This is a genomic window from Pseudomonas caricapapayae (assembly GCF_001400735.1).
GTDB lineage: Bacteria > Pseudomonadota > Gammaproteobacteria > Pseudomonadales > Pseudomonadaceae > Aquipseudomonas > Aquipseudomonas caricapapayae.
Genome location: NZ_LJPW01000157.1, coordinates 25,411 through 51,420, shown reverse-complemented (window position 1 = coordinate 51,420; position 26,010 = coordinate 25,411). Strand labels below are relative to the sequence as shown.

Sequence of the window (26,010 nt, the reverse complement as noted above, 5' to 3'; positions counted from 1 at the left end):
ATGCGCGCCCCGAGCCTTGAGACGATTGGTGTCAGCAAGCATTTCGGCACGTTTTGCGCACTGGACGAGGTATCGTTCAAGGTCCGCGCCGGCACCGTTCACGCCCTGCTCGGCGAGAACGGTGCCGGCAAGAGCACGCTGGTCAAAGGCATCATCGGCTACAGCCCGCTGCAATCGGGCAGTATTCTGGTCAACAATCGCGAGCATGCCATCAACACTCCGCGCGACTCTCATCAGTTGCAGATCGGCATGGTGTATCAGCATTTCACCGTCGCACCGGGCCTGAGCGTGGCTGAAAACCTGGTGCTGTCGCGCGGCGATCTGCCGTGGCGTATCAACTGGACCCGCGAGCACGAACGCCTTGAAGCGTTCATGGCGACGATGCCTTTTCGTCTGGATATCCATCGCCCCGTCAGCAGCCTGGCGGCAGGTGAAAAGCAGAAGCTGGAAATTCTCAAGCAGCTGTATCTGGAACGTCGGCTGATCATTCTCGACGAACCCACTTCGGTGCTTACCCCGCAGGAAGCCGATGAGGTGCTGGGGCTGATGCAGTCGATGGCGCATCGCGGCGACATCACGGTGCTGATGATTACCCACAAGTTTCGCGAAGTCAGCACCTATGCCGATGACGTTACCGTGCTGCGCAAGGGGCGTTGGGTAGGGACGGCAGCAGTGGCTGACATCTCTACGCAGCAAATGGCGGCCTGGATGATGGGCGAAGCGCGCGTGCGTAGCGTGAGCAGCGAACGCCCGGAGATGGCACCCCGCCCACCTCAGTTACACATGGAGGCGCTGAATGTGCCCGGTGACAAAGGCACGCTGGCAGTGAAAAACCTTTCTCTGGCGGTCCATCCGGGAGAAATCGTCGGAGTGGCAGGCATCTCCGGCAACGGTCAGCGCGAACTCACCGAAGCGCTGCTCGGCCAGCGTTCTTTCAGCGCCGGACGGCTATCGGTCAACGGCCAGCCCTACCATGCACGGCGTGAAGAGATGCAGCGCCTGCGTGTCTTCAGCCTGCCCGAAGAACCCTTGCGCAACGCCTGCATCGGCAGCTTCAGCGTCGCCGACAACCTGGCCCTGCGCAACTTCGACCGGCCGCCTTTGTGCCGTCAGGGCTGGCGTCTCGATCGCCGTGCCATAGGCGCACAGGCACGCGCACTGATCGAACAGTTTCAGGTGTCGCCCAACGACCCGGACCGACCGATCGGCACCTTGTCCGGGGGCAATGTGCAGCGCGCCGTCCTGGCCCGCGAACTGACCCGTGATGTCGCTGTACTGATCGTCGCCAACCCGGTGTTCGGCCTGGACTTCGCCAGTGTCGCCCTCATCCACCAGCGCCTGATCGACGCGCGCAACAGCGGCACGGCAGTGCTGTTGCTCAGCGAAGACCTCGACGAGCTGTTGAGCCTGGCAGACCGCATTGTCGTGATTCATGACGGCGAACTGGTCTTCGAAACCCGCGCGGCGACCGCTGATCGAACCGAGCTGGGTCGATACATGGCCGGTGCCGAGCATCTGACCGGAGAATCGGCATGATCAGCGTCAATGCGCGTCCGGACAGTTTCACGTTCGACAGGTCCTGTGCCGCTGTGGTGATCATCGACATGCAGCGCGACTTCCTTGAGCCCGGCGGCTTCGGTGCCGCGCTGGGCAACGATGTCGCACTGTTGCAAGCCATTGTGCCGTCGGTGCAAAGACTGCTGGCACTGGCCCGTGATCAGGGCATAGCAGTGATCCATACCCGCGAATCACACAGCCCGGACCTTGCCGACTGCCCGCCAGCCAAACTCGACCACGGTTCACCCGGCCTGCGCATCGGCGACCCCGGCCCGATGGGACGTATCCTGATCCGCGGCGAACCCGGCAATCAGATTATCGACAGCCTGACCCCGCTTGCCTGCGAGTGGGTCATCGACAAACCCGGCAAGGGCATGTTCTTCGCCACCGATCTGCATCAGCGATTGAGCGAAGCGGGCATCACCCATTTGATCTTCGCGGGTGTAACCACCGAAGTCTGCGTGCAGACCAGCATGCGTGAGGCCAATGACCGGGGCTATCGCTGTCTGCTGATCGAGGATGCCACCGAAAGCTATTTCCCGGCCTTCAAGCAGGCCACGCTGGAGATGATCACCGCACAAAACGCGATTGTCGGACGGGCAGCGTCTCTGGCTGATCTGCAGCGGGCTTTACAAACGAGGAGTACACCGTAATGGACATCAATCTTCCCCACGTCGTCGCCGAAGTCACCAACGCCTTCATCGATTACGAGCGCGCCCTGCTCGCCAACGAACTGACTACGCTGGACGCGTACTTCTGGAATTCCGAGCAGACCGTTCGCTATGGCGTAGCGGAAAACCTGCACGGTGCCGAAACCATTGCGCGCTATCGACGTGAGTGCCAACCGGTCGGGCCTGGTCGAAAACTATTGCGCACCGTGGTGAGCACCTTCGGCGAAGACTTCGCCACCGTCAGTACCGAGTTTCACGAGGATGCTACCCGGCGGCTGGGACGGCAAATGCAGACCTGGGCGCGACTGGATGGCGGCTGGAAAGTCGTTGCAGCACATGTCAGCATTGACCTGAGCAGCCTGGAGCCACGCCCTTGAATTCCCCGAACACCACCAATGCGCTGGCAGAAGACGTCTATCGCCGCCTCAAGCAGGAGATCTTCGATTTCTACCTGCTGCCCTACGACCGGTTTACCGAAACGCAGTTGGCAGATCGTTATCAGGTCTCGCGGACGCCGGTGCGTGACGCGTTGTACCGGCTTCAGCGCGAGGGTTATCTGGACGTCGAGTTTCGCCGGGGGTGGTCAGTCAAACCGCTGGATTTCGACCAGATCGACCAGCTGTACGACCTGCGCATCGTGCTTGAATGCGCTGCGGTCGAGCGCATCTGTGCGTCCCACGAGGTGCATCCGGAGCTCAATGTTCTGCGCCAGCACTGGCTGATTGATCGCGATTGCTGGCAGATCGACATGCAAGTCGTCGCAGACCTGGACGAACAGTTTCACACTCAATTGGTGGCCGCCTCGGGCAATCTGGAAATGGCCCGTGTTCATCAGGAAGTGACCGAGCGTATCCGCATCGTCCGCAGACTGGACTTCTTCAAAAGTGCCCGTATCGAACACACCTACCTCGAGCACGCTGCGATCCTCAATGCGTTGCAGGCACGCAAACGGGACGAAGCACTGTTATTGCTGCGCTCTCATGTGGAAATCAGCAAGCTCGAAGTACGCAAACTGACGATATCCATGCTCAGCGATGCGCGGCGGCGGCATGAGGCATAACGTACTCATTCCGATCAGTTGCTTTTGCCCAGTTTCCCGGTGAACGGTGCAGATATCTCGCACTTCACGCCACAGGGTTCATAGAAGAACGTCGCCACACCATCAAACGCATTGCTCAGGCTGCCCTTGATCATTGCCGTGCCGTAGCCTTTTCGATCCGGCTGCTCAACCAGCGGACCGTTGCGCTCGGTCCACATCAGTTTGAACGTGGCATCGAGATCATCGACACCCTGCGCCACGATCAACCACTCGATGTTCAGCTCTCCACCGGGTTGAGACAGTGCGCCGTACTTGGCAGCATTGGTGCCCAGCTCGTGTACGACCAGCGCCAGCGCCGAGGCCGCCTCCTGAGTCAATAGAATATCGGGGCCCGAGAAATGGATGCTGCAGTCTGTTCGATAAGGCGCGAGCATTTCCTGAATCAGCATGACCATGTCGATTTCGCTGGTGCTCAATGCCAGCGAATGCGCCCGGTGCATCATCACCAGCCGTTCACCGAAGACCGCCCTGAACTGTACCGGCTCCGGATAGCGCTTCATGGTCAGATTGGCCACCCCGCCAATGGTCAGAAACAGGTTGCGAATTCGGTGTTCAAGCTCGCCCAGCATCAGTTTGCTGGACTCCTGCGACCTGCTGTACGCACAGATAGTGGCGCATAGCGACGAGGCCGACTGGAGAAAGTCGCGCTGTTCAGCGGTAAACGACATCCCGTAAGGATGAATGACGGCGACACTCCCCTGTGCACTTCCATCAGCACTCAGTGCCGGTATCGAAATCATCGATTTCAGGTCATGCCTGGCGAACAGCGCTTTCCACTCTGGTGAAAAGCGCGGGTCGGTGGCCACTTCGGGCACCTCGATGGTTTTCCCGTTGAGGATGCCCAGCCCGCAGGAACCATGCTTGCCGGTAATGATGTTGCCCGTCAGGGCTTGAGAAAACCCGGAGGGAAGATTCGGAAAAAGAGACTGGCGAAATGTTCTGCCGGCCTTGTCCAGCACATTGATGCCGACGATCACGCCAGGCAATCTGGCCTGCAGTGCAAGGGCAAAATCTTCAAGAAGCGACTCGGCAGGCAAAGCCGATGACATGACATCCAGTGCGCGATTACGAAAAACCTCAAGAAACTCACGCATGGCAGCCACATCCCGGGGCGAAAAAGAACTGACATGGTACACCGGCGCCGCGAGGCATTGTTGAGTGGGACGAAGCGCGTTCGTGACGCGCACTGACTCGTCCTCGCGCTGCGAACCATCAATGTAATGGGCTCATGCCCACCAATGCCACAACAACAGTGTCCCTGCCAGCCCGACCACCGAGACAATCGTCTGCAACACCGACCACACCCAGAGCGTCTGTTTCAGTTGCAGGCCAAAGTATTCGCGTACCATCCAGAAGCCAGCGTCGTTGACATGACAGAAGAACACCGAGCCGGCACCGATCACCAATGCGATCAGCGATGCCTGCACCGGTGCCAGGCCAGCCATCATCGGCGCGAGAATGCCTGCGGTCGTGGTGGTTGCTACGGTCGCGGAGCCGGTTGCCTGACGCAACGCCACGGCAATCAGCCAGGCCAGCAGCAGATACGGCATGTGTGCGCCTTCCGCCACTTTGCTGATGGTCTGGCTGACCCCGGCGTCCAGCAACGTTTGCTTGAGGCCGCCACCGGCGCCGATGGTCAGCAGCAGCACCGCAATGGGCGCAAGGCTTTTGCGCAATGTTCCGCCGACCCGTTCACGGGACAGCCCGTTGGCCCAACCCAGGCAGACCGTCGCAGCCAGTACCGCGATGCCCAGGGCAACCAGCGGTTCGCCGAGAAACTTCAACGCCAGGGCCGCACTGCTTTCAGGCTCCATGGTGACCTTGGCCAAGGTGCTGCCGAGCATCAGAATCACTGGCAAAAGGATGATCAGCAGTGAAATGCCGAAACCTGGCTGACGGCGGCTATCAGGCTTGGCACTGAACAACTCGCCCAGCTCGGCGGGCTCTTCAATCTGCATACGCCCGGACAGCCAATTGCCGTAAAGAGGCCCGGCGAGAATCACGGCGGGCACCGCGATGCACAAGCCCAGCAGCATGGTCAGGCCCAGATCGGCGTGCAAGGCGCTGACGGCAATCAACGGCCCGGGATGCGGCGGCATCAGGGCATGTAACGTGGTCATGCCTGCCAATGCCGGAATCGCGATTTTCAGGAGCGGCTGACCGGACTGACGCGCCATGACAAATATGATCGGCACCATCAGTACCAGGCCGACCTCGAAAAACAGCGGCAGACCGATGATCATCGCCACCAGCGCCATGATCCACGGCAACGTCCGGCCCTTGCCCAGCCTGAGCAAGGTAGAAGCGATACGATCCGCCGCCCCCGATTCGGCCATCAACGCACCCAGCATCGCACCCAGCGCGATGATGATTCCCGCCTCGCCAAGAATGGCACCTGCACCTTTACTGAAGGCTTTTGCAACGGATTCGGCAGGCAATCCGGCACCTATGCCCGCAATGAAAGTGCCCACGAGAATCGATAGAAAAGGGGGAAGTTTCGTGGCGCTGATCAGTACGATAATCGTGGCGATGGCGATCAGGCAGCAAATAATCAGACGGGTGTCGTGAAACACCCAGACAGTAGACGACAGATCCAACACGAGCCTCCTGGGGTTCGGTTTTTCCAGGCCGCTTTTCAGCCTGCCTTCCGAAAAAACAGAAACAATTGGTTTCAATTGACCGAACAATACCGGAATGCGACATCGCGTCGCAGCTAATATTTGCCGACTCAACCAGAAACGCAGGTCCCTCGGAAAACGTCCCCAGCCTCGGCAACATCTTCGGCAGAGGCGATCACAGACGCCTTGCAATACGCCGGATGACGTTGTTACGTACGTAATGCACCCTGTGAATCATGTGGGTATAGTGCCTGTGCAACATGTGCTGAGCGCGCGCGGTCTTACGGTATCCATCAACCGTCCGGCATTGCCTCACCCTATCTGATCAGAGCCGCTATCAATTAACGGATCACTCGACAGGAAATCAGATGACCTCATCCAGCCAGCGCCTGGCCTTGCTTGAAGCAGTTGTCGAGCAGTCATTCGATGCCGTATTGATCACCGACGCCAACCTGACGAACGGCGGCCCGTTCATTGTCTATGTCAATCCGGCATTCTGCGCGATGACCGGCTATGCAGCCGAGGCCTTGATCGGCCTTTCGCCACGGATTCTGCAAGGCCCCGACACCGACCCTCAGGTGATCGCGCGTATGCGCCAGTGCCTGAGCGAGAGTCTTTTTTTCGAAGGGTCGACGGTCAACTACCGCGCAGATGGAAGCCCCTACGTTGTCGAGTGGAAAATCTCCCCCGTGCGTAACGATGGGGGCATGGTGTGTAATTTTGTTTCGGTGCAGCAGAATATCAGCCCGCGCATCCGGGCAGAGCGCGAACAACACTTGCTGGCTCAGGCACTCAACGCTGCGCTCGATCCGATTATCATCACCGACTGCAACTCTACTATTGTGTTTGCCAATGAGGCGTTTCAGCACATCACCGGCTACAGCGCGTCGGAAATCATCGGCGAAAACCCGCGCGTGCTGCGCTCGGGTAAACATGACGAGACGTTTTATGCGCAATTCAAAGAAGCGCTGTCGAGTGGGGCCCCGTTTCGCACGACCTTCATCAACAAGCGCAAGGACGGCTCTCTGTTCTATGCAGAGCACAGTATTTCTCCGCTGTGTAACCTGGAGGGAGCCATCACGCACTACGTCAGCATCAGCCAGGATGTGACCACGCGGCTGGGCCGTGAACAGAAGTTGCTGGAAATCGCTCACCGTGACCCGCTGACCGGGCTGGATAACCGTAGAGCGGCCGAACATGCGCTTGAACGCCTGATCGATACCGCACGGTTATCGGGCAGGCCGTTCAGCCTTGTCATCGGGGACATCGACCATTTCAAGTCGGTCAATGACCGCTACGGCCACCCCGCTGGCGATAGCGTATTGACCAGCGTCGCGGCCATCCTCAAACAACGGATCCGCCTGCCGGATGTCGCTGCCCGATGGGGAGGAGAAGAGTTTCTGATACTGGTGCCCGACAGCTCGCTGAAGCAAGCGGCCGAATTGGCCGATCGCATCCGCAAGGGCGTTGAAAGTCTGGTCATGCCGGAAACAGGCTCCGTGACCATTTCTCTGGGTGTGGCGGAACTTGGCCCTGGGGAAACTGCGGCCAGCCTTATTCAGCGTGCAGACAAGGCGCTCTATCAAGCCAAGCGCCTGGGTCGCAACCGCGTCGAAGGCGCGCAGGCCGACAAGCCGGTTTATTAAGGTTGTCTGCCACCGGGTCATCAGCGGCCCAAGTGGGCTATCCGCTTTGCCCATAACGCAATCGTTACGGGCGACTACCGCCAACAAGCGCAGGTACTCTCAGCACCTTGTTGGCCGCCGTGATGTAAATCCAGTGCTTTGAACCGGCAGAACAGAACGCAAGATTGCCGGTGTCCTTCGCAGCGACCTGCAGCTTACCCAGCAACTCACCGCTGGCGGAGAACACCTGAACACCGTCCTTGCTGCTGCTCCAGACATTACCCTGCGCATCGACCTTCACGCCATCAGGGATGCCGGGCGCGATTCTGGCAAACACCTTGCCATTACTCAGCGCACCGTCACGCACCTGATACACCCGGATGCTATGTGCCAGTTCCGGATTCTTGAAGTCGTGCGCCAGTTGTGAGTCCGCGACATACAGCAGGCTCTGATCGGGTGAAAACGCCAGGCCGTTTGGCGAATGAAGCCCGGGGGTGTCCAGCCTCAGCAGTTGGTTGTGCTCCGGGTCATAGCGGTATACAAACTCGCCGCCCTGCTCTGGCTTGCCGCCGTAGCTTTCTGCCTTGTTCAAAACGCCGAACGTCGGGTCGCTGAACCAGATTTCACCACGGTCGTCGACCACGACGTCATTGGGACTGTTCAAGCGTTTGCCCTGATACCGGTCGACCAGTGTGCGCCATTGACCATCTGCCTCCTGCCGGACAATTGCGCGTTCGCCATGAGATGCGGCGACGACGCGCCCTTTGGCGTCCAGAGCATGGCCATTCTGATAATGGGCAGGGTCCAGCCATACAGTGACGCCCTCATGCTCTTTCCAGCTCATGACTTTGTTCGCTTTTACATCACTCCAGATCAACCGACCATCGGGCAAACACAACGGACCTTCCGCCCACTGCGCATCGGTGGCAAGCACTTCGGCCTGCGCACCTGGCTCGACAAGCGAGGCGAACCGGGGATTACTGGCGACCACCGTGACTGGCGATGCGTCCGAAGCCATCACTGCGCCCGCAGCAAGAAGCGCGCTAGCCAGCAAGAACGACGTTGATTTCTTGCCAGGATGACGGAAGACTCGTTTCATGCATTTCGCCCCATTGATCAATAGGCACAGCGGCCAGAGGAACGTTTGGCAGCGGCATCCGGCTTGAGTTTCACGATGAGCTGAACATTGGGCTGATCACCGACAGTACGACTCAGATGCCCGACCCTGTCGTCGCCAGGCCGCGCCCTTGAGTGACTGTCAGCGTTGAACTGCATCTCCCCGGGTCCCTGAACCAGCACCGTGCCGTCAGTGGTTTCCACCGACCACTGGCCCTGCAGGGTCATCACCCACTGAGGGCCGGGCGCATGGTGCCAGCTACCGACATAACCCGGCGGCAATACCGCGTAGGCAATACTCTCTACCTCGTCGGGCGACACGCCGATCCACTGCGGTTCGGCGGGTGGCGCATAACTTTTGAATTCCAGCCCCTCGATACGGCAGTGGTCGACATGGGTGGCCCCTGTCTCATCGGACCAGACGGTGGCGTAGGTAACGGGGGGCTGAAGCTTGCCGTTGCTGGTGGTGCTTTCTTGAGAGTTTGCGGGCACAGCCAGCAGCGCAGCATGGGCACTGTTGCCTGCCGCACAAACCGCAGCACAGGTCAGTGCAAATGCGAAGAACGCTTTCATGGGTTAAATCCTTGTTGACGAGAACACTGAATGACAGGGCAACATCAATAATATGCGCCTGGCGATCATGAAGCCGGTCGCACGGAACAGCGCAATGAAACAATGGCTCATCCAGACCGGACCTGCCCTGACAGCAGGCCCGGAGGCTGGATCAGAGTTTTGGCAACTGGCCGATACGTCCCATCATCTCGGTGACGATCTGCAGGTCCAGCAGAAACTGTCCGGTCGTCTTGAACTCGTCATCGGTATGACCGGTGTATTTGACTTCGGGCCGCGCCAGGCCGAACTGCACGCCATTGGGCAACTCATGTACCGATGTGGCACCGGCCGAGGTGCCGAATGCGTGTTTCATATCCAGGTTTTCACTGGCAACAGCGAGCAGCGCCTTGACCCACTCGCCTTCCGGGTTTCGGTACATCGGCTCGGCAATCGAATAGTCGAACGCTGGTTTGATACCGGTCCTGGAGCTCCAGGCAGCCAGTTTTTCGGCGATTGCGGATTTTAGCGCTTCCGGCGACCTGCCCTTGGGCACGCGCAAGTTGACCGCCAGTTTGAACGCTTTCTCATCCATTGCGACGTAGGTAAGAGAAGCGGTCAACGGCCCCATGAAGTCGTCGGAGAAACCAACGCCCAACTTGCTGCCCAGATAATCAAGTCCCCAGTTGTCGGCAGCATAGCGGGCGGCATCCGTAATCTGGTTATGTTTAAGCGCGCCCCTGCCTTGAAGGCTGTCGATGAAGTCCAGCATCCTCGCGACCGGGTTGACGCCGGACTGGGGCGACGATGAGTGCGCGGAAACACCGGTCACTGTCAGCTTGACGTCATTGCCGTCGACCTTGGCATCGACTTCGAAATCCCCACCATTGCGTTTCACGTATTCGGCACCGGCCTGTTGCAGGCTGGCGGACAGTTCCGCAGGTTTATCGGTCACCAGCGTGACAACTGATTTCGACGGAATCTGGTTAGTGGCCATACCACCGGTCATCGAGACGATTTCAGCACCCTCGCCTTCTGCATTGCGTCGGGCAAAGCTGGCCATGACCGTGCCATAACCTTTTTCCGCGATCACAACCGGATAGCTGCCATCCAGCGCCAGGTTGTAGGCGGGTGTCGGATTGCGTTCAAAGTAATAGGGAATGGCGTCACCGGTGGTTTCTTCAGTGGTATCGATCAGCAACTTGAAGTTTCTGGCCAGCGGCAGCTTTTCTTCCTTGATGACTTTCATGGCATAAAGCGCCACGACGATGCCGTTTTTATCATCTTCGGTGCCACGTCCATACAGGCGGTCTCCGATCAGCGTGACCTTGAACGGGTCCAGTCGGGTGCCATCGGGCAACACCCAGTTCTCAGGCGTGACCGGCACCACATCGGCATGGACGTGAATACCCACGACTTCATCGCCCGCACCGTCGAGCGAGACTTCATAAACACGGTTATCGACGTTGCGGAATTTCAGATCGAAGCGTTCGGCAATGGCTTTGATCGCGTTGGCGATCTTGATGAATTCGGGGTTTTCGTGCTGAGCCACGCCGTCGACGCGCGCGGTTGGATGGCGACCAGTTCACGCAACGTTTCGGTTGCCGCACTGCCATACTTCAACCGGGTATACAGACCGAGCAGGCGATGAATATCGTTTTGTTGCGCTTCGGAAAGTGTTTTGTTATCGAGAAAGGCGGTGATGGCCGGAGCAAAATCGGCCGTTTTAACACCCTCGGTATCGGACAGGCTTGTCAGAAACTGCCTGAAATCCTTTACCGATGTATCGTTGAACGTATTGAAGATGACGGCGCTCTGTTGTGCGGTGATATTGGCACTTGCCAGACTGGTGAACGACGAAAGACTGGCGAGTATCAAGGTGGTTGCGGCCAGGTGTTTGAGTGACAGGTTCATTATTGAAGGCATTCCTTGGCAGGCAAAGCGCGAATTTTCTGATCGTTTGATCAGGATGCTTTCCAACTTACACCAAGCGCAATGATGCGAGAATCCCCTTTTAAAACGAAGCAATGCAGTGGAGCGCTCATATGATCAAGCTGCTGATGCGCCTGAAAACGCGCCTCGACCGAAAGCCCAAGGCGCATCTGCCTGACCGGTTATCGCCCGCGCAGCCTGTCGATCAGCAAGAATCCATGTCACGCGTGCAGGCAAATCTGGCCTGGCTGCCAGTCTGTCAAGAGCTGCAGCCACTGCGTCTGCAGCCACCTGCCTGCCCGCCTGTGGGGCAACAGAACGAACCGCTGCGAGCTCGCTATCACGCCTACGTTGCGCACATGGAACAGGCCGATCCAGACGCTCAAGACCAATCATGCCGCGAAACAGGCCGACAGTTGGCCGGCGAGCTGCAGTCGGCGGCTATCGATACAGTCACGTCGAAAGCCGAAAACTCGCCGCAGGTTTATTGGCTGACTCAATCCGCGGCTATTGCTTCGTTATTTGCCGAAGGCGCGCAGTCGGAAGCGTTTCAACGCTATCGAGACGATGTGTGGCACTACAAAGAACAGCCACTGACGGCCGGGCAAGTATGGGCGTTCGATAGGTATGTGGCCGAACATACGCCAAGGCAGGTCAGGACATTTCTGCCACATCCCTCTGATGCGACACGTTTGCCTGATGAGCCCGCGCCAGGGCCCGAAGATATTGACCAGTTACTCTCCTACCTGCCGCTGCTGTACCCCGACGGCGTGGCGATCAAGACTTATACCGTCAGGGCAAACACCTACTGGCCAGACTACTTTCCAGTAGTCGAAGCGTTTTATCGCGCGGTGGCCAACGAGTGCTGGTGTGACATTGATTACCTTAATCATGGCGCGGCGGACATGCTCGAAGATGACACCTACATTGCCCAGGCAAACCTCGCTGACATGCAAACCCTGCTGACCTATTGCATCAGAGGCGAACGGTTTTGCGATGGGCATCATGGCTCGATGATCGAAAAAGACTACGTGCTGAAGATCCTGCGCAGGCTGGCAGTGTTGCGCGAGGATTGAAGCTTGCGACAGGCATGCAGTGTGCAGGGCCATGACAGTGCACATCTGACTTTTTCACAAGCAGTCCTCTGCTGCGAACGACTTCAATAGCGTGTGCCGACTCCAGGGGCCACAGTAGCGTGGAAGACATGCGATCGACACGTAACCGCAACGCTCGTACCACTTGGCGACATCGTCATCCAGCGTTTCGATCAGGGCGTCAGTACAGCCTCGCTTGATGGCCAGCGCTTCAAGCCTGTGCAGGGTCTGCGCCCCGAGCCCTTTTCCGCGCGACCTGGCATCAATCCAGAGGTAACTCACAAAGAGCCGTTGAAATTCGGTTCGGCCTGTGGTGCCGCCAATCAACAGGCCGTTCTCCATGATCATGCAGGCAATCGGATCAGCCACTCCCCCTTTCGCCTCGGACAATGCACGGCCGTGTTGCAAGACGCCGTCAATAACAGCCCGGGTTTGATCATTGGTAATCTGCGTGCCTGTAAGCCACGTCCTCATGTAATCACTTCCTTGATAAGGGGACTGCATGTACATGAGCAAGATAAAGGCCAACCACACAACAAACCGCAGTGAATTCTTCCCGCAGCGGACACTCCGAACAGTATCGAGCGAACGCCGCAGATCAGTCGCTCCCTACTCGAGGAAACGAAATGACCACCGCATTCAACGTTGGCGACGCCGTACGCTGGAACTCCGAAGCGGGCGAGATACATGGGAAGGTTACTAAAGTGCATGTGAAAGACGTCACGTTCATGGGCAAACATCGACCTGCGTCAAAGGACGCCCCACAGTACGAAGTGAAGAGCGACAAGACCGGCCACTTGGCATTGCATCATGAGGGTGCGCTCAAACACGCGTGATCAATACAAACGGGCAGGTTGAAAACAACTGTCCGATTACCTATATTCCGACGTGGCGCCTTCTACGCCACCTCCCGCGGAAAGGGCTGCGCCCAGGATACTGATTCAATATTCCGTCACTACGACTCCCGACCTTCAAGCGGACAAGGTTTTTGCAAGGAGATCGTATGTCCAGCACTGACATGTCCTCGTCTCATCACGGCCGTATCAACCTTGAGCAACAGCGCAAGCGTGCCAAAGAGCTTCTGCTGCGGATGAAAAACGGCACCGCGCCCGATCAGCTCATCCAGCTCGGCAAAACGATGCCACTTTTATCGGATGCCCAATGGTTGATCGCGAGGCAGTTGGGCTTCAGCAGTTGGCCCAGACTGAAAGCTCACGTCGAGGCTGTCGACTTCGCAGCCCGACACCCGGATTTCGACGCTAGCGATGAGGTGCGAACCGTACATTGGCGATGCGGCAGCGACATTGCCCACACTCTGAAACTGGCCGGTTTCAAAGGCTCTTTCAAGACGCTTACGGACCCATTGTGCATGGGTCCGGTTCAGGCTCTGCCCGCAGAGGCCTACCAGGCAGCGCGCAGCCAGTACATCAGCCAGGCATTCGGGCTGGGGCGCGCGGATGTTGCACGCAGGTTCGATGATGAGTACGCAGATCTGAGGCACATGAGCAGCGCCGATCACAGTGTGTTGTGGTGCGAGGCAGACGCCTACGACCAGCTTTTCCTGATCAGGGCGCTGGCCGCACTTGAGCAATTGCCTCCCAGACTCGAGCTTATTCAGGTGAAGCAGATCCCCGGCGTCGAACGCTTCATCGGCATTGGCCAACTGGCACCTGATTTGCTTGCCTGGCTGTGGCCGCAGCGCCAGGCGGTGACTGAAGAAATGCTGCATCTGGCCCGCCAGGCATGGGCGGCTTACTGCTACCCTTCGCCAGTTGCCCTTGCCGACCTGGCCCACACCCCGCAGCCAGCATTGCCCTTTCTTGCCCCGGCGCTGTTGCGTCAGTTACAGGAATTACCGGGCGTCAATGATGGCCTGTCGCTCACCGAGCGCCTGTCATTGCAGTACATCGGCGAATCAGCTTCAGTGACCTTCGGCGAGGTGTTTGCAGAGCTGACCAACAAACGCGAGCCCTTGCCGTTTCTGGGAGACATGATGTTTCACGCAATCATGCGTCCTTTGATTGATTCCCCGACTGCGCTGCTGATCGAGTCAGATACCCAACTCGAGTGGCCTCGCCGCTCACTCAGGCTAACGCGCTTGGGGCGGCAAGTGCTGGATGCAAAGGCCTATTGGCCTGATTATTGCCATCAAGTGCGCTGGGTTGGCGGAGTCTGCATTCAGGTTGGGCAACCTCACTGGACGATAGATAACAACATGCGCCCGCTGTGGCGCACCTGACGCTCAGGACGCCAGCTCACCGTGTTCAATGCGCCCTGACAACTGGCGTTGGCAACTGAAGTAGCGGTATCAAAACAAACTGACATTGGAAATGAAATCCGCTAACTGTTTGAGAAGTAAAAAGGACTCTTCGCTCGACGCCTGCACTGCGCAACCATGATCGCCTGCCCCGGCGTTACCGGTGGGTGTGCCTGCACCCGAAGCGGATACAGGCACAGCGCATCAGATCACACCACAGGCTGCACGATCACCGCCACCGCCCAAGGGCGCAGGGTGGTCAGAATGGTTATCGCCACCCGCATGAACCATAAGCGCATGACCTTTGATCTCCGACAGCTTTTTCAAGCGTGGCGCCAGGACCGGGTAGTTAGCGGTGCCATCAGCGTTAACGTACAGCGCTGGCAGATCGCCTAGATGGCCATCAGCGTAGGGCCCCAGGTGCTTGCCGGTTTTACCCGGGTCAAAGTGACCGCCTGCGGCTAGCGCTGCAACTTTTTTGCCGTCCTTCGTGCCCGCTTCGCAACTGCCGTTTTCATGCACATGAAAACCGTGGATGCCTGCTGGCAGGTCTTTCAGGTTCGGGGTAAACAGCAAGCCGTACTGCGTTTCGCTCACCGTCACGTTGCCAACAGGTTTGGGCGCGCCGTCTGCGCTGACCAGATTGATTGGAACGTCCAGCGATGCAGCCTGGACACTGAGGGAGAAAACGCCGAGCAGGCCTAGCCAAAGATGAGGTTTCATGATTTCAATGCGTCCCTGATCTGGTAATCGGATTGAACGTCACGGCGGGCAGCGTGAAACGGCATGCCACGCAACGTCCTTGATGTCACAGAGGGTGTGACCACAGAGGGGCGTACTTGATGCAAAAAAATGAACAGGGAACGTTATGCAAAACGTCACGGCTGGCCCGCCAACACAAAGGATGGCAGGCCAGCGATCCCGACTGGCGCTCAGGAACAGGCGTAACAGTGTGAATCAGATATCCAGGCAGATCTTGCCGAAATGCTGATTGGTTTCCTGATAACGGAACGCTTCGACGATGTCGGTCATCGGGAACGAGCGATCCATGACCGGACGCATCCCGTTGGCGTCAATGGCGCGGATCATGTCCTGTTGCTGGGTACGGCTGCCGACCAGTACGCCCTGCATGCGCAGTTGCTTGACCAGTGCCGGAACGAACTCCAGTTGACCGGCGACACCGCTCAGAATACCGATGACCGAGATATGGCCAGCAACCCGCGCGGCGGTCATGGAATGCTGCAATGTCGAGGGACCGCCAACGTCGATGATGTGATCCACACCACGACCGCCAGTCAGCTTGCGGGCAGTCTCGCCCCAGTTGCTGTCTTTGCGATAGTTGATCAGATGATCGGCCCCCATGGCTTGCAGACGCTCCAGCTTTTCATCACTCGACGATGTCGCGATGACCGTAGCGCCGACCATCTTGGCAAACTGCAACGCAAAGATCGATACGCCGCCAGTGCCTTGCACCAGAACGGTATCACCGGCTTTCAACGCGTCATCAACCATCAGGGCGCGCCACGCGGTCAGGCCAGCGGTGGTCAGCGTGGACGCTTCAGCATGGGTATAACCCAGCGGCGCGTGAGTGAACGAGGTTGCACGGGCAGTCACCTGCTCGCGGGCGTAACCGTCGACGCCGTCACCCGGCACAGTGACAAAACCTTCAACCTGCGGCTCGCCGCTGATCCATTCAGGGAAAAAAGTGCTGACTACAGCGTCGCCGACAGCGAATTCGCTGACGCCCTCGCCTATTGCCGTTACCACGCCGGCACCGTCGGCCATCGGAATGCGCGACTCGCTCGGGCCCCACATACCACTGACGACGGCGAAGTCATGATAGTTGAGCGAGTTGGCATGCAGACGCACGGTGATTTCACCGGCCTTCGGAGCCAGCACTTCGCTGTCACCCACAATCACTTGGTCGTAGCCGCCACCGGCCTGCACGTAGATAGTTGTGTTGCTCATGATCAATCTCCTATCAATTCAACATTACGCAAAATGACGAAATGTTTAAGTAAAACTTACAATTCTTTCTTGAGCCGCTCAGCGAACCGGTCAATGGCTTGCTCGTCGCGACGAAAATAAGTCCACTTGCCGATCCTCGTCGCCTGAACCAGCCCGGCGCGTTGCAGGATGGCCAGATGCGCAGACGCCGTGGAAGCCGACAGACTTGCCTTGGCCTGAATGTGCGACACGCACACGCCTATCGCCGGATCACCGTGGTCCTGTGGAGGGAAATGGGCTTGCGGGTTTTTCAGCCACTCCATGATCAACATGCGAGTGTCATTGCCGACCGCTTTGATTTGCTCAAGAATCATGGGGCACAACATTACGCTTTTTTACGAAATGTTCAACCCCTGATTTATGCCCGTACATCTGAACGCATGTTTTCATTACAGCTTCACATCGGCCTGACAAATGAAGCAATCTGTCGACTCCAACAAAACCGACTGCATGGCTGCGAGCACTCAGACTCATGATGAACCTTAAATACAGCGCATTCACCGCCCTGCTGGGCATGACAGGTATGGCTCAGGCTCAGGATTCCTCCTCGCATCTGGACAAGGTGCTGCAGGCTGGTCAATTGGCGGTTTGCACGACCGGCGACTACAAGCCTTACACCCTGCTCCGCGAAGACGGTGAGTACGAAGGCATCGATATCACCATGGCCCGCTCGCTGGCCAAAAGCCTGGGCGTGAACGTGCAGTGGGTGCCTACCACCTGGAAGAATCTCATGCCGGACATGGTTGCCGGTAAATGCGACATCGGCATGGGCGGCATCTCGGTCAGCCTGGAACGTCAGAAGAAGGCGTTCTTCAGCAATACACTGGACGTGGACGGCAAGATTCCCTTGGTACGTTGTGAAGACAAGGCTTCCTATCAGACTGTCGAGCAGATCAACCAGCCTTCAGTGCGCCTGATAGAACCTGCTGGCGGCACCAATGAAGCCTTCGCCCGTGCCCATCTGCCAAAGGCATCCCTGTCTTTTCACGACAACAAGACCATCTTTCAGGAGCTGCTGGACAAAAAGGCTGACGTGATGATCACCGACGCCTCCGAAGCGCTCTACCAGCAGAAACGCATGCCGGGCTTGTGCGCCATCAACCCGACCCGGTACATGCAGTACGGTGAAAAAGCCTACCTGTTGCCACGCGACGATGTGACCTGGAAAAGCTACGTGGACCAATGGCTGCATCTGAGCAAGGCCACCGGTGAATATCAGCAGGCGCTGGGAGAGTGGCTGGCAGTGCCGGCACAGCTGTAGCCATTACGCAAAGCCTGGGCGGGAGACGCCGATGGTTTTGAACCTGTGCCGTACTTCGTACGGGCTCATTGAGCGCACAGCAGACCAGCGACGCGAGCCGTGAACTGTCGACGCTGAGCTCTGGACCTGACCAACATCGTCGGGCGCCCCCGCCTGCCCTTATCTGACCCGCACTCTGTGCGCTGTTTTTTTAACCTGACCGTCAGCCGATGTGCACGTCTGTGTACATATTCTGTTGCAAGCGCATTACGCCTGAAATAGCGTGGTGTTCTGCACGAACAAGGATGGCCCGCATGAAGCCCAGCAAACCTATCACCCGCGCATTCTGCGTCGATTTGCAGCAAGAGCTGTCGATCGCTGCTGCCCGACGTGAATACTTCTCTCAGGAGCCACCCCGCACACGCTTCGAGTTTCTCTGCTCGAACGAGGCCTGCAGGGCAATGGGAGCGAAGGTGACCGGGGTTCGCTACGACGTGAAGCCTCAAGACAACCCGACCTTCGTTGCTGCGCACTTTCGCGCCAACCCGCATTACGATCACCATCCGGGTTGTGAGTGGGTGGACGACAGTGCAGACGAGCAGCCAGACGATCAGCTGGTAGAGACCGACGTACAGACACGTCTACGCAAGGCCAAACGCAAGCTGGACGACTACATCGATATATTCGACCCGACGATCAAGGTGCCAGCCAAAGACAAGTCCAGTGTCGAAAAACCTGATGCTGGCAATCAGCGCCCTGCTGCCGCGCTTGCGCCCCAGGAGCCCGCCACCCCTAAAGCGGTTCGCTACAGTGAAACCCGCACCAATAATCTGGAACGACTGGTGGACAGCTACCGGCAAGCCAAGGCCGAGCTGCCGCTGGAAGATTTCAAGTTGCTGAAGCTGAAAGTGCCGGGCCAGGGCGAAGTGTCGCTGCGCGCTTATTTTCGCCATATCAAATACGCGCAAACAGGCGATAACGGTCGTGTGCTGTTCGGCGGAGGATTGATCGAGCAACGTTACGGACTGGGGTTCAAGTTCAGGTTCTTCGACCGTCTCGACGGTAAACTGGTGACACTCTACGTCTCGCCCGCACAGATGCAGGCCTACCGCTCCAGCCGTTACATCAGCGAGTTGCTGAGCCACGCGGAGGAGGTGAAGTTCTTCACGGTGTACGCGCTGGGAACGGTAACACAAAGCCCCTCAGGCAAGAGCTATGGCCTGGAAGTCGATGACTTGCGGCATCTGGCAATTGTGCTGGGGCCTGCGAAAGAATGGGGTGAGGAAGGGAAGGCGCCTGCCACTTGAGCAGGCAGCCAATGATCGCTCCAGAGTGAGACTGGAACGATCAGCTTCAAGTCGTCAGACCTTGACGATCCAGCCTGCGGGTGCTTCGATATCGCCGGATTGAACGCCGGTCAATTCCTTGTACAGACGCTGGGTCACCGGACCGACTTCGGTCTGGCTGTAGAACACGTGCAGGTTGTCCTTGTAGGAAATCCCGCCAATCGGCGTAATCACCGCAGCTGTACCGCAAGCGCCTGCTTCCTTGAAGGTGTCGAGCTGGTCGATGAATACGTCACCCTCCTCGACCGTCAGGTTCAGACGGGATTTCGCCAGTTCGATCAACGACAGACGGGTGATGCCCGGCAATACCGAGGGTGATTTCGGCGTCAGGAACACATCGTCCCTGGTGATGGCAAAGAAATTGGCCGAACCCACTTCCTCGATCTTGGAATGGGTCTGCGGATCAAGATAGATGCAATCTGCAAAACTGTGTTTCTTGGCTTCGGATCCGGGCATCAGGCTGGCGGCGTAGTTTCCGCCAACCTTGGCAGCGCCTGTACCGTTGGGCGCAGCGCGGTCGTAGCCCGAGATGACGAAATTGTTCGGCTTCAGGCCACCCTTGAAATAAGCGCCCACCGGGATGCAGAAAATCGAGAAGATGAACTCCGGTGCCGTGCGCACACCGATGTTGTCACCCACACCGATAACGAACGGACGCAGGTACAGAGCGCCGCCGGAACCGTAAGGCGGGATGAAGCGTTCGTTGGCCTTGACCACCTGTTTGCAGGCTTCTATGAACACATCGGTCGGGACATGGGGCATCAACAGGCGGGAGCAGCTGCGCTGCATGCGTTGCGCGTTCTGGTCGGGACGGAACAGATTGATCGAACCATCCTTGCAGCGGTAGGCTTTGAGCCCCTCGAAACACTGCTGACCGTAATGCAGCGCAGTCGAACCCTCGCTGATATGCAGTGTGTTGTCTTCGGTCAGCGAACCCTGATCCCAGGCACCGTCGCGCCAATGAGAAAGGTAGCGCTTGTCAGTCTTGATGTAATCGAAACCCAGAGTGTCCCAGTTGATGCTTTCTTGACTCATAACGCCCTCTATCATTTTAGCGACTGCCTGGACGAGTCAGGCCAATGCCTTATTCTGCCAGATCATTCAGGCTCTGAGGCTTGAAATAAATGCAAACCGACATGGCATTTCTGACCCAGGTCCAGATACGGGCGCTCTTCATGTACCGTCAGTTGGCCAACGAAGGTGGCGCTGCCCGACGCTGGCGAACATAGGCAAGAAAAGCTTCCATGTCCGAACTGCAAAGCGTTCGCGCTACCGACTTTACTTCCTCCATAGGCCAGTCCCACCACGCCGTTTGCAACAGCAGGTCGCGAACATCCTCATCGAAACGCCATCGGATGAATTTGCACGGATTGCCACCGACAACCGAATAGGGAGCCACATCGCGCACGACCATTGCACCGGCACCGACGATAGCGCCGTGACCAATGGTGACGCCCGACACGATGACCGCGTTCGCGCAAATCCAGCAGTCACTGCCAATCGTTACGTCGCCCTTGCTGGGCGAGTAATCCTTTATGTCTGATAATTGTTCGACCATTGCGGGGAATGGATAAGTGGTAATCCAGTCTGTGCGGTGCTCGCCGCCCAACAGAATCCTCACGCCTTCGGCAATGGATGTGTACGATCCTACGCGCAACACCGAATCGTCTCCAAACTCGACGATGTCCGGGGTGCCATATGTACCTACTCCCACTTCGGCTCGGGGATAGTGCAACCTGATTTTCTCGGCAAGCCGCTCCAGCTTATCCATCTTGCGAAGGTGCTTGCGTACTTTCCTGGATTTCAGAAGCTCGATGAGTTTCATGGCCACCTTGAATAAAAGGGTTTTATGGACACTAAGGTCACGTTCAGCGATAACTCAGGAGCAAGCGCCTGCAGCGCCGCCAGGTCGTTCGATTGATGTACTTCAGGGGAATGGAAAGCAACAGGCTCCAGGCATGCCGCTTATCCGCGACCGCAGCGTATTTGAGTGCCTTGTTGATGATCTGAGTACGCCCCCGCTGGTAATCAGGATGATCTCGGTAGGGCTCGATGCTTTTCAGGTCGGCCTCGAGCAATACTTTGTATTTGCGTGAGAGGTTGTCGGGGTGACGTCGATAGCGTGTCACGACTTCAGGGATGACATGCATTTCATAACCCAGGCGGGCAATTCTCAGCGTGGCCTGGAAATCCTGAACCTTTATTTCCGGGTCATATCCGTTCGCGTCCCGCATGGCCTGCATCCGATACAACGCCACCGGTGCCCCGACCACGACCGCGCCGCGCAGTATGTCATCGAATGTCAGCTGCTCGACCCTGTCGCGTGACTGGCGCTTGATTTCCCTGCCTTCACAGTCCATGTAGCAGATCAACGCGCCGACGCAGCCCGCCGCAGGATGCTTGTCGAGGTACTCGGCACGGACACGCACCGATGAAGGCAGCATGATGTCATCCAGGTCCGGTGTTGAGAGATAGACGCCTTTTGCATAGCGCAAACCATGATTGAGCGCAGCGCTGACACCCTGATTGACCTGACGGTAAAGCTGAAAGGGATAGTGTTCCTGCAAGGACTCGAGCATCGCAATGCTGTTGTCGGTCGAGCCATCGTCAACAACGATGACCTCGAAATTCTCGTAGTCCTGAGCAAAAATGCTTTGAATCGCGACTTCAAGAAATCGCTCGGCGTTGTAGCAAGGCGCAACAATCGATACCAAGGGTTTGGGCGTAAGGTTCTGACTTTCTGAAGACATCATGGGTAGCAGCCGTAATCATGATCAGCCCTGACGGGCTTGGAAACCGGATATCCATAACAGGTCGCTTGAAAACGGCACATCATGCGGCAAACGATCCTGAGTTTCCATGACAGGTCATAATCGCCGTGTAACCAGGCGTATCCAGCCGCTAAAAATCGGCTATCCCGTCATGTCATCGTCAAGTGTAGAACTGCGCCCGAAAAAAAACCCCGTTCTTCACAGAACGGGGTTTTTCATGTCGCACATCAGGTGGCATCAGAAGGCGTAAGTCACCAGCAATTCTTTTGTCACCTGAAAGTCGACCGACATCATCACGCTCAGGGCTGTGATGGTGAAGATCGAGAATACGAACAGCTTGCGAGCCCAGACAGTATCGTCAACGGCCTTGTAGCCTTTCCAGGCCATGTACAACCAGTACATGCCCATACCTGCTGCAACAGCCAGGTAGTTGAGGCCCGCGTAACCACCGACGGTCAACATCAGGGTCGCCACGAGGAACGCCAGGATGTAGAGCATGATGTGACGCTTGGTAACCAGAATGCCGCGCTTGACCGGCAGGACCGGAATTTTCGCCGCACGATAATCATTGAAACGGAAAATCGCGATCGCATACGAATGCGGCATCTGCCACAGGCTGAACATCACCAGTAGCGTCAGGGCTGCAAAGTCGAAGCTGTTGCTCACTGCGCAGTAGCCAATCACTGGAGGCATCGCCCCCGAGAGACTGCCCACCAGTGTGCCATGAACGGATCTGCGTTTCAGGTACAGGCTGTAGAGGCCGACGTAGATAACGAAACCGATCACTGCAAACAGTGCGGCCAACGGATTGGCCTCGGTGTACAGCAGGCCAACGCCTGCAACACCAAGCAGGGTTGCGTAGAGCAGCGCCAGTTTCAGTGAAACCAGACCCTGCACCAGGACCCGGTTACGGGTCCTTTCCATTCGCTGATCGATATCGCGATCGATGCAGTTATTGAACACGCAACCAGACGCAACGACCAGGGAAGTACCGATGACCGCAGCGAGAAACACGCCGAAATCGATATTTCCCTTGGAAGCCAGAAAAAAGCCACCTGCCACCGAAAGCACGTTACCGAAAATGATCCCCGGCTTGGTGATTTGGATAAAGTGCTTCAGTGACATCTGGTATTCCTCAATGCGCCATCATTTCGCGGTGGACGCTGAAAATGATCCACAGCGACAAGCCGACCAGCAGGACGATAACCATCGTGGTAAAGGCGAAGGCCATCACGTTGTTACGCTGCACGCTCGTGAAGTCCAGATGCAGGAAGTAATGCAGATGCACCAGAATCTGGATGATCGCGAAGACCAGAACGATTGCGATCGTCATGTCCTTCGGCAGCGAAGGCGACATCACCAGGGCAAACGGAATAGCGGTCAGGATGACCGACAGTACGAAACCGATGATGTACGACTTCACGGAGCCGTGACTATTGTCTTCAGCGGAGTGATGCGAATTTGACATTACAAAGCTCCCATCAGATAGACAACGGTGAACACGCCGATCCAGACAACGTCCAGGAAGTGCCAGAACAGGCTGAGGCAGCTCAGGCGCGTCTTGTTGGTGTTGGTCAGGCCCTTTTTCTGGACCTGGAACATCATGATCGCCATCCAGATCAGACCGCTGGTCACGTGGGCGCCGTGCAGGCCGACCAGCGCGAAGAACGCTGACAGGAAGCCGCTGCGGCTCGGACCGTAACCTTCGTGGATCAGGTGATGGAATTCATAGATTTCCATACCGATAAACGCAGCACCACACAGGAAGGTCAGTGCCAGCCAGCCCAGTACCTGGCTCTTCTTGCCTTTGTACAGTGCCAGCATGGCGAAGCCGTAAGTGATACTACTGACCAGCAGGAACGCGGTTTCCACAGCCACGAATGGCAGCAGGAAAATGTCCTGGCCCGATGGACCACCCGCGACACTGTTGACCATCACGGCGTACACCGCGAAGAACGAGGCGAACAACACGCAGTCGGTCATCAGGTACAGCCAGAAGCCGTAGACCGTCATTCCACCGCTGTCGTGGTGATCGTCATGCCCATGATCATGGTCGTGACCGTGATCGTGATCGTGATCGTGGGCTCCGGAGTTGATTGCAATATTTGACATTGTTTAAACCTGTTCCAGCGAGGACTTGACAGGAGTGTATGCACCGTTGGCCGCCAGGACCTTGTGATGCTCACCTTCAATACGCGCTACATCTTCAGCGGGCACCATGTAGCCCTGGTCGTCACGGACAGCGTGAGCAACGAAGACTGCGATGGTAGCAACCAGGCTTGCGCCTACCAGCCACCAGATATGCCAGATGAATGCAAAGCCGAACACCGTCAGCAACATACCCATGTACAGGCCGGTCGCCGTGTTGTTAGGCATGTGGATCGCCGAGTAGCGGGCAGGAACCTTGTAAGCAGTGCCGGCACGCTTGGCGTCGGTGAACGGGTCGATGTCGTCAGCTTTTGGCAGCTCGGCAAAGTTGTAGAACGGCGGTGGCGAAGAAGTGGACCATTCCAGAGTATGGCCATTCCATGGGTCACCGGTCAGATCGCGGTTGTTGTCACGGTCACGGATACTTACGAACAACTGGATCAGCTGCGAAGCGATACCCATGGCGATCAGTACGGCACCGAACAGCGCGACGTCCAGGTAGATGTTCCACTCAGGCATGTCGGTAGCGTTCAGACGACGGGTCATGCCCAGGAAGCCCAGCGCGTAAAGCGGCATGAACGCGACGAAGAAGCCGACGATCCAGAACCAGAACGCTGCCTTGCCCCACTTCTCGTTCAGGGTGAAACCGAACGCTTTAGGGAACCAGAACGCGAAGCCGGCAATGTAACCGAATACCGCACCGCCAATGATGACGTTGTGGAAGTGAGCGATTACGAACAGGCTATTGTGCAGCACGAAGTCAGCACCCGGGATCGCCAGCAGAACGCCGGTCATGCCGCCGATCGAGAAGGTGACCATGAAGCCCAGGGTCCAGAGCACTGGCGCAGTGAAGCGCAGACGACCCTGGTACATGGTGAACAGCCAGTTGAACAGCTTCACGCCCGTCGGGATCGCGATCAGCATCGTCGCCAGACCGAAGAAGGCGTTGACGTTGGCACCCGCACCCATGGTGAAGAAGTGGTGCAGCCAGACCATGAAGCCCAGGATACAGATCGCACCGGATGCGAAGATCATCGACTTGTGGCCGAACAGACGCTTGCCGGAGAACGTGGAGATGACTTCCGAGAACACACCGAATGCCGGCAGGATCAGGATGTACACCTCAGGGTGACCCCACGCCCAGAACAGGTTCACGTACATCATGGGGTTACCACCCATTTCGTTCGTGAAAATATGGAAGTCCAGGTAGCGGTCAAGGGTCAGGAACGCCAGGGTAGCGGTCAGGATCGGGAACGAAGCCACGATCAGGATGTTTGCCCAGGTGCAGGTCCAGGTGAAGATCGGCATGTCCATCAGCTTCATGCCAGGGGTACGCATCTTGAGAACGGTCACGAGGAAGTTGACCCCCGTCAGCGTCGTACCTAACCCGGATAACTGTAGCGCCCAGATATAGTAGTCAACGCCTACGCCAGGACTGTATTGCAACCCGGAAAGAGGCGGATAGGCTACCCAGCCGGTCTTGGCGAACTCACCGACACCCAGGGAGATGTTGATCAGCAGCATGCCTGCGACCAGCAGCCAGAAGCTCAGGGAGTTCAGGAACGGGAACGCCACGTCGCGAGCACCGATCTGCAGAGGCAGAACGATGTTCATCAGACCGGTAAAGAACGGCATCGCCATGAAGATGATCATGATCACACCGTGAGCGGTGAAGATCTGGTCATAGTGCTCCGGCGGGAGGAACCCTTCGGAGCCGTTCTGGGCCATCGCCAGTTGGGTACGCATCATGATGGCGTCGGCAAAACCACGCAGCAGCATGACCATGGCAACGACGATATACATCACGCCGATTTTCTTGTGGTCGACAGAGGTCAGCCATTCAGACCACAAGTACGTCCACTTGCGGAAATAGGTGATCAACCCGACAACCGCAATGCCGCCGAGCGCGATCATGGCAAGTGTCACCATGACTATGGGCTCGTGGAACGGCACCGCTTCCAGACTTAATTTGCCAAACAT

General features: G+C 57.4%; 25 protein-coding genes and 1 pseudogene. 10 read left to right on the top strand and 16 right to left on the bottom strand.

Annotated elements, in window-relative coordinates; translation table 11 throughout:
- The 4 genes from ALO80_RS23930 to ALO80_RS23915 are packed head-to-tail and all read left to right on the top strand — an operon-like array spanning window position 1 to window position 3,288.
- Window positions 1–1,536 (top strand): ABC transporter ATP-binding protein, encoded by a 1,536-nt coding sequence (locus ALO80_RS23930; protein ID WP_055010775.1) that lies wholly within the window; start codon window positions 1–3, stop codon window positions 1,534–1,536.
- Complete coding sequence (locus ALO80_RS23925) at window positions 1,533–2,210, top strand: cysteine hydrolase family protein (protein ID WP_055010774.1); 678 nt, start codon at window positions 1,533–1,535, stop codon at window positions 2,208–2,210. Before ALO80_RS23930 ends, ALO80_RS23925 begins: the two co-directional genes overlap by 4 nt.
- Window positions 2,210–2,605: an oxalurate catabolism protein HpxZ gene (gene hpxZ / locus ALO80_RS23920; RefSeq protein ID WP_054985871.1), complete on the top strand. Its 396-nt coding sequence runs from the start codon at window positions 2,210–2,212 to the stop codon at window positions 2,603–2,605. The genes ALO80_RS23925 and hpxZ overlap by 1 nt, the downstream gene beginning before the upstream one ends.
- The gene (locus ALO80_RS23915) at window positions 2,602–3,288 is read left to right on the top strand and encodes a GntR family transcriptional regulator (RefSeq protein WP_054985872.1); all 687 of its coding nucleotides are present in this window, start codon (window positions 2,602–2,604) and stop codon (window positions 3,286–3,288) included. The genes hpxZ and ALO80_RS23915 overlap by 4 nt, the downstream gene beginning before the upstream one ends.
- A 14-nt stretch (window positions 3,289–3,302) precedes the next feature.
- Here the strand turns inward: ALO80_RS23915 and ALO80_RS23910 are convergent, their stop codons facing one another.
- Both ALO80_RS23910 and ALO80_RS23905 read right to left on the bottom strand, forming a co-directional pair.
- The gene (locus tag ALO80_RS23910; RefSeq protein ID WP_055010773.1) at window positions 3,303–4,421 is read right to left on the bottom strand and encodes an HWE histidine kinase domain-containing protein; all 1,119 of its coding nucleotides are present in this window, start codon (window positions 4,419–4,421) and stop codon (window positions 3,303–3,305) included.
- Window positions 4,422–4,553: 132 nt separating this feature from the next.
- Window positions 4,554–5,924 carry a GntT/GntP/DsdX family permease gene (locus ALO80_RS23905; protein ID WP_055010772.1) on the bottom strand — a complete coding sequence of 457 codons (1,371 nt, stop codon included), beginning with the start codon at window positions 5,922–5,924 and terminating at the stop codon, window positions 4,554–4,556.
- A 389-nt stretch (window positions 5,925–6,313) separates the two neighbouring features.
- Here ALO80_RS23905 and ALO80_RS23900 point away from each other — a divergent pair, with 389 nt between their 5' ends.
- Entirely contained in the window at window positions 6,314–7,591 is a 1,278-nt protein-coding gene (locus ALO80_RS23900) for a sensor domain-containing diguanylate cyclase (RefSeq protein ID WP_055010771.1), read from the top strand.
- A 64-nt stretch (window positions 7,592–7,655) separates the two neighbouring features.
- Here the strand turns inward: ALO80_RS23900 and ALO80_RS23895 are convergent, their stop codons facing one another.
- The 3 genes and pseudogenes from ALO80_RS23895 to ALO80_RS23885 all read right to left on the bottom strand — a co-directional run bounded on the left by ALO80_RS23895 (window position 7,656) and on the right by ALO80_RS23885 (window position 11,149).
- Window positions 7,656–8,669, bottom strand: a complete 1,014-nt coding sequence (locus tag ALO80_RS23895; RefSeq protein ID WP_055010770.1) for an SMP-30/gluconolactonase/LRE family protein — start codon at window positions 8,667–8,669, stop codon at window positions 7,656–7,658.
- 17 nt (window positions 8,670–8,686) lie between these two features.
- Entirely contained in the window at window positions 8,687–9,259 is a 573-nt protein-coding gene (locus ALO80_RS23890; RefSeq protein ID WP_055010769.1) for a cupin domain-containing protein, read from the bottom strand.
- 151 nt (window positions 9,260–9,410) lie between these two features.
- Window positions 9,411–11,149 (bottom strand): annotated as a pseudogene (locus tag ALO80_RS23885) (dipeptidase).
- Window positions 11,150–11,280: 131 nt separating this feature from the next.
- On the opposite strand from ALO80_RS23885, the gene ALO80_RS23880 reads away from it, so the two are divergent.
- Complete coding sequence (locus tag ALO80_RS23880) at window positions 11,281–12,243, top strand: DUF6508 domain-containing protein (protein WP_055010768.1); 963 nt, start codon at window positions 11,281–11,283, stop codon at window positions 12,241–12,243.
- Between the two features lie 54 nt (window positions 12,244–12,297).
- On the opposite strand, the gene ALO80_RS23875 is transcribed toward ALO80_RS23880, so the two are convergent.
- Window positions 12,298–12,735, bottom strand: a complete 438-nt coding sequence (locus ALO80_RS23875; RefSeq protein ID WP_055010767.1) for a GNAT family N-acetyltransferase — start codon at window positions 12,733–12,735, stop codon at window positions 12,298–12,300.
- A 152-nt stretch (window positions 12,736–12,887) separates the two neighbouring features.
- On the opposite strand from ALO80_RS23875, the gene ALO80_RS23870 reads away from it, so the two are divergent.
- The gene (locus ALO80_RS23870; RefSeq protein ID WP_055010766.1) at window positions 12,888–13,097 is read left to right on the top strand and encodes a hypervirulence associated TUDOR domain-containing protein; all 210 of its coding nucleotides are present in this window, start codon (window positions 12,888–12,890) and stop codon (window positions 13,095–13,097) included.
- A 167-nt stretch (window positions 13,098–13,264) separates the two neighbouring features.
- Complete coding sequence (locus ALO80_RS23865) at window positions 13,265–14,500, top strand: DUF1835 domain-containing protein (RefSeq protein WP_055010765.1); 1,236 nt, start codon at window positions 13,265–13,267, stop codon at window positions 14,498–14,500.
- 222 nt (window positions 14,501–14,722) lie between these two features.
- Here the strand turns inward: ALO80_RS23865 and sodC are convergent, their stop codons facing one another.
- The 3 genes from sodC to ALO80_RS23850 form a co-directional block, all read right to left on the bottom strand.
- A complete protein-coding gene (gene sodC, locus ALO80_RS23860) occupies window positions 14,723–15,241 on the bottom strand; it encodes a superoxide dismutase family protein (protein WP_054985884.1) in 519 nt (172 codons plus the stop codon).
- A gap of 234 nt (window positions 15,242–15,475) precedes the next feature.
- Window positions 15,476–16,486, bottom strand: coding sequence for a zinc-dependent alcohol dehydrogenase family protein (locus ALO80_RS23855; protein WP_055010764.1), 1,011 nt, complete (start codon window positions 16,484–16,486; stop codon window positions 15,476–15,478).
- Between the two features lie 56 nt (window positions 16,487–16,542).
- Window positions 16,543–16,851, bottom strand: coding sequence for an ArsR/SmtB family transcription factor (locus tag ALO80_RS23850; protein ID WP_082427165.1), 309 nt, complete (start codon window positions 16,849–16,851; stop codon window positions 16,543–16,545).
- Between the two features lie 146 nt (window positions 16,852–16,997).
- On the opposite strand from ALO80_RS23850, the gene ALO80_RS23845 reads away from it, so the two are divergent.
- Together ALO80_RS23845 and ALO80_RS23840 are read left to right on the top strand one after the other, a co-directional pair.
- The gene (locus tag ALO80_RS23845) at window positions 16,998–17,786 is read left to right on the top strand and encodes a transporter substrate-binding domain-containing protein (RefSeq protein WP_055010763.1); all 789 of its coding nucleotides are present in this window, start codon (window positions 16,998–17,000) and stop codon (window positions 17,784–17,786) included.
- A 293-nt stretch (window positions 17,787–18,079) separates the two neighbouring features.
- Window positions 18,080–19,072 carry a hypothetical protein gene (locus ALO80_RS23840; protein ID WP_055010762.1) on the top strand — a complete coding sequence of 331 codons (993 nt, stop codon included), beginning with the start codon at window positions 18,080–18,082 and terminating at the stop codon, window positions 19,070–19,072.
- Window positions 19,073–19,126: 54 nt separating this feature from the next.
- On the opposite strand, the gene ALO80_RS23835 is transcribed toward ALO80_RS23840, so the two are convergent.
- The 7 genes from ALO80_RS23835 to cyoB form a co-directional block, all read right to left on the bottom strand.
- The gene (locus ALO80_RS23835) at window positions 19,127–20,146 is read right to left on the bottom strand and encodes a branched-chain amino acid aminotransferase (RefSeq protein ID WP_055010761.1); all 1,020 of its coding nucleotides are present in this window, start codon (window positions 20,144–20,146) and stop codon (window positions 19,127–19,129) included.
- A 148-nt stretch (window positions 20,147–20,294) separates the two neighbouring features.
- A complete protein-coding gene (locus ALO80_RS23830) occupies window positions 20,295–20,936 on the bottom strand; it encodes a CatB-related O-acetyltransferase (protein ID WP_055010760.1) in 642 nt (213 codons plus the stop codon).
- 43 nt (window positions 20,937–20,979) lie between these two features.
- On the bottom strand, window positions 20,980–21,864 hold the full coding sequence (locus tag ALO80_RS23825; RefSeq protein ID WP_054985892.1) for a glycosyltransferase family 2 protein: 885 nt from the start codon (window positions 21,862–21,864) through the stop codon (window positions 20,980–20,982).
- A gap of 255 nt (window positions 21,865–22,119) precedes the next feature.
- Window positions 22,120–23,007, bottom strand: a complete 888-nt coding sequence (gene cyoE / locus ALO80_RS23820; RefSeq protein WP_054985893.1) for a heme o synthase — start codon at window positions 23,005–23,007, stop codon at window positions 22,120–22,122.
- 10 nt (window positions 23,008–23,017) lie between these two features.
- Window positions 23,018–23,350, bottom strand: a complete 333-nt coding sequence (gene cyoD, locus ALO80_RS23815; protein WP_024643949.1) for a cytochrome o ubiquinol oxidase subunit IV — start codon at window positions 23,348–23,350, stop codon at window positions 23,018–23,020.
- Window positions 23,350–23,994, bottom strand: a complete 645-nt coding sequence (locus tag ALO80_RS23810) for a cytochrome o ubiquinol oxidase subunit III (RefSeq protein ID WP_055010759.1) — start codon at window positions 23,992–23,994, stop codon at window positions 23,350–23,352. Before ALO80_RS23810 ends, cyoD begins: the two co-directional genes overlap by 1 nt.
- 3 nt (window positions 23,995–23,997) lie before the next feature.
- On the bottom strand, window positions 23,998–26,010 hold the full coding sequence (gene cyoB / locus ALO80_RS23805) for a cytochrome o ubiquinol oxidase subunit I (RefSeq protein WP_011266851.1): 2,013 nt from the start codon (window positions 26,008–26,010) through the stop codon (window positions 23,998–24,000).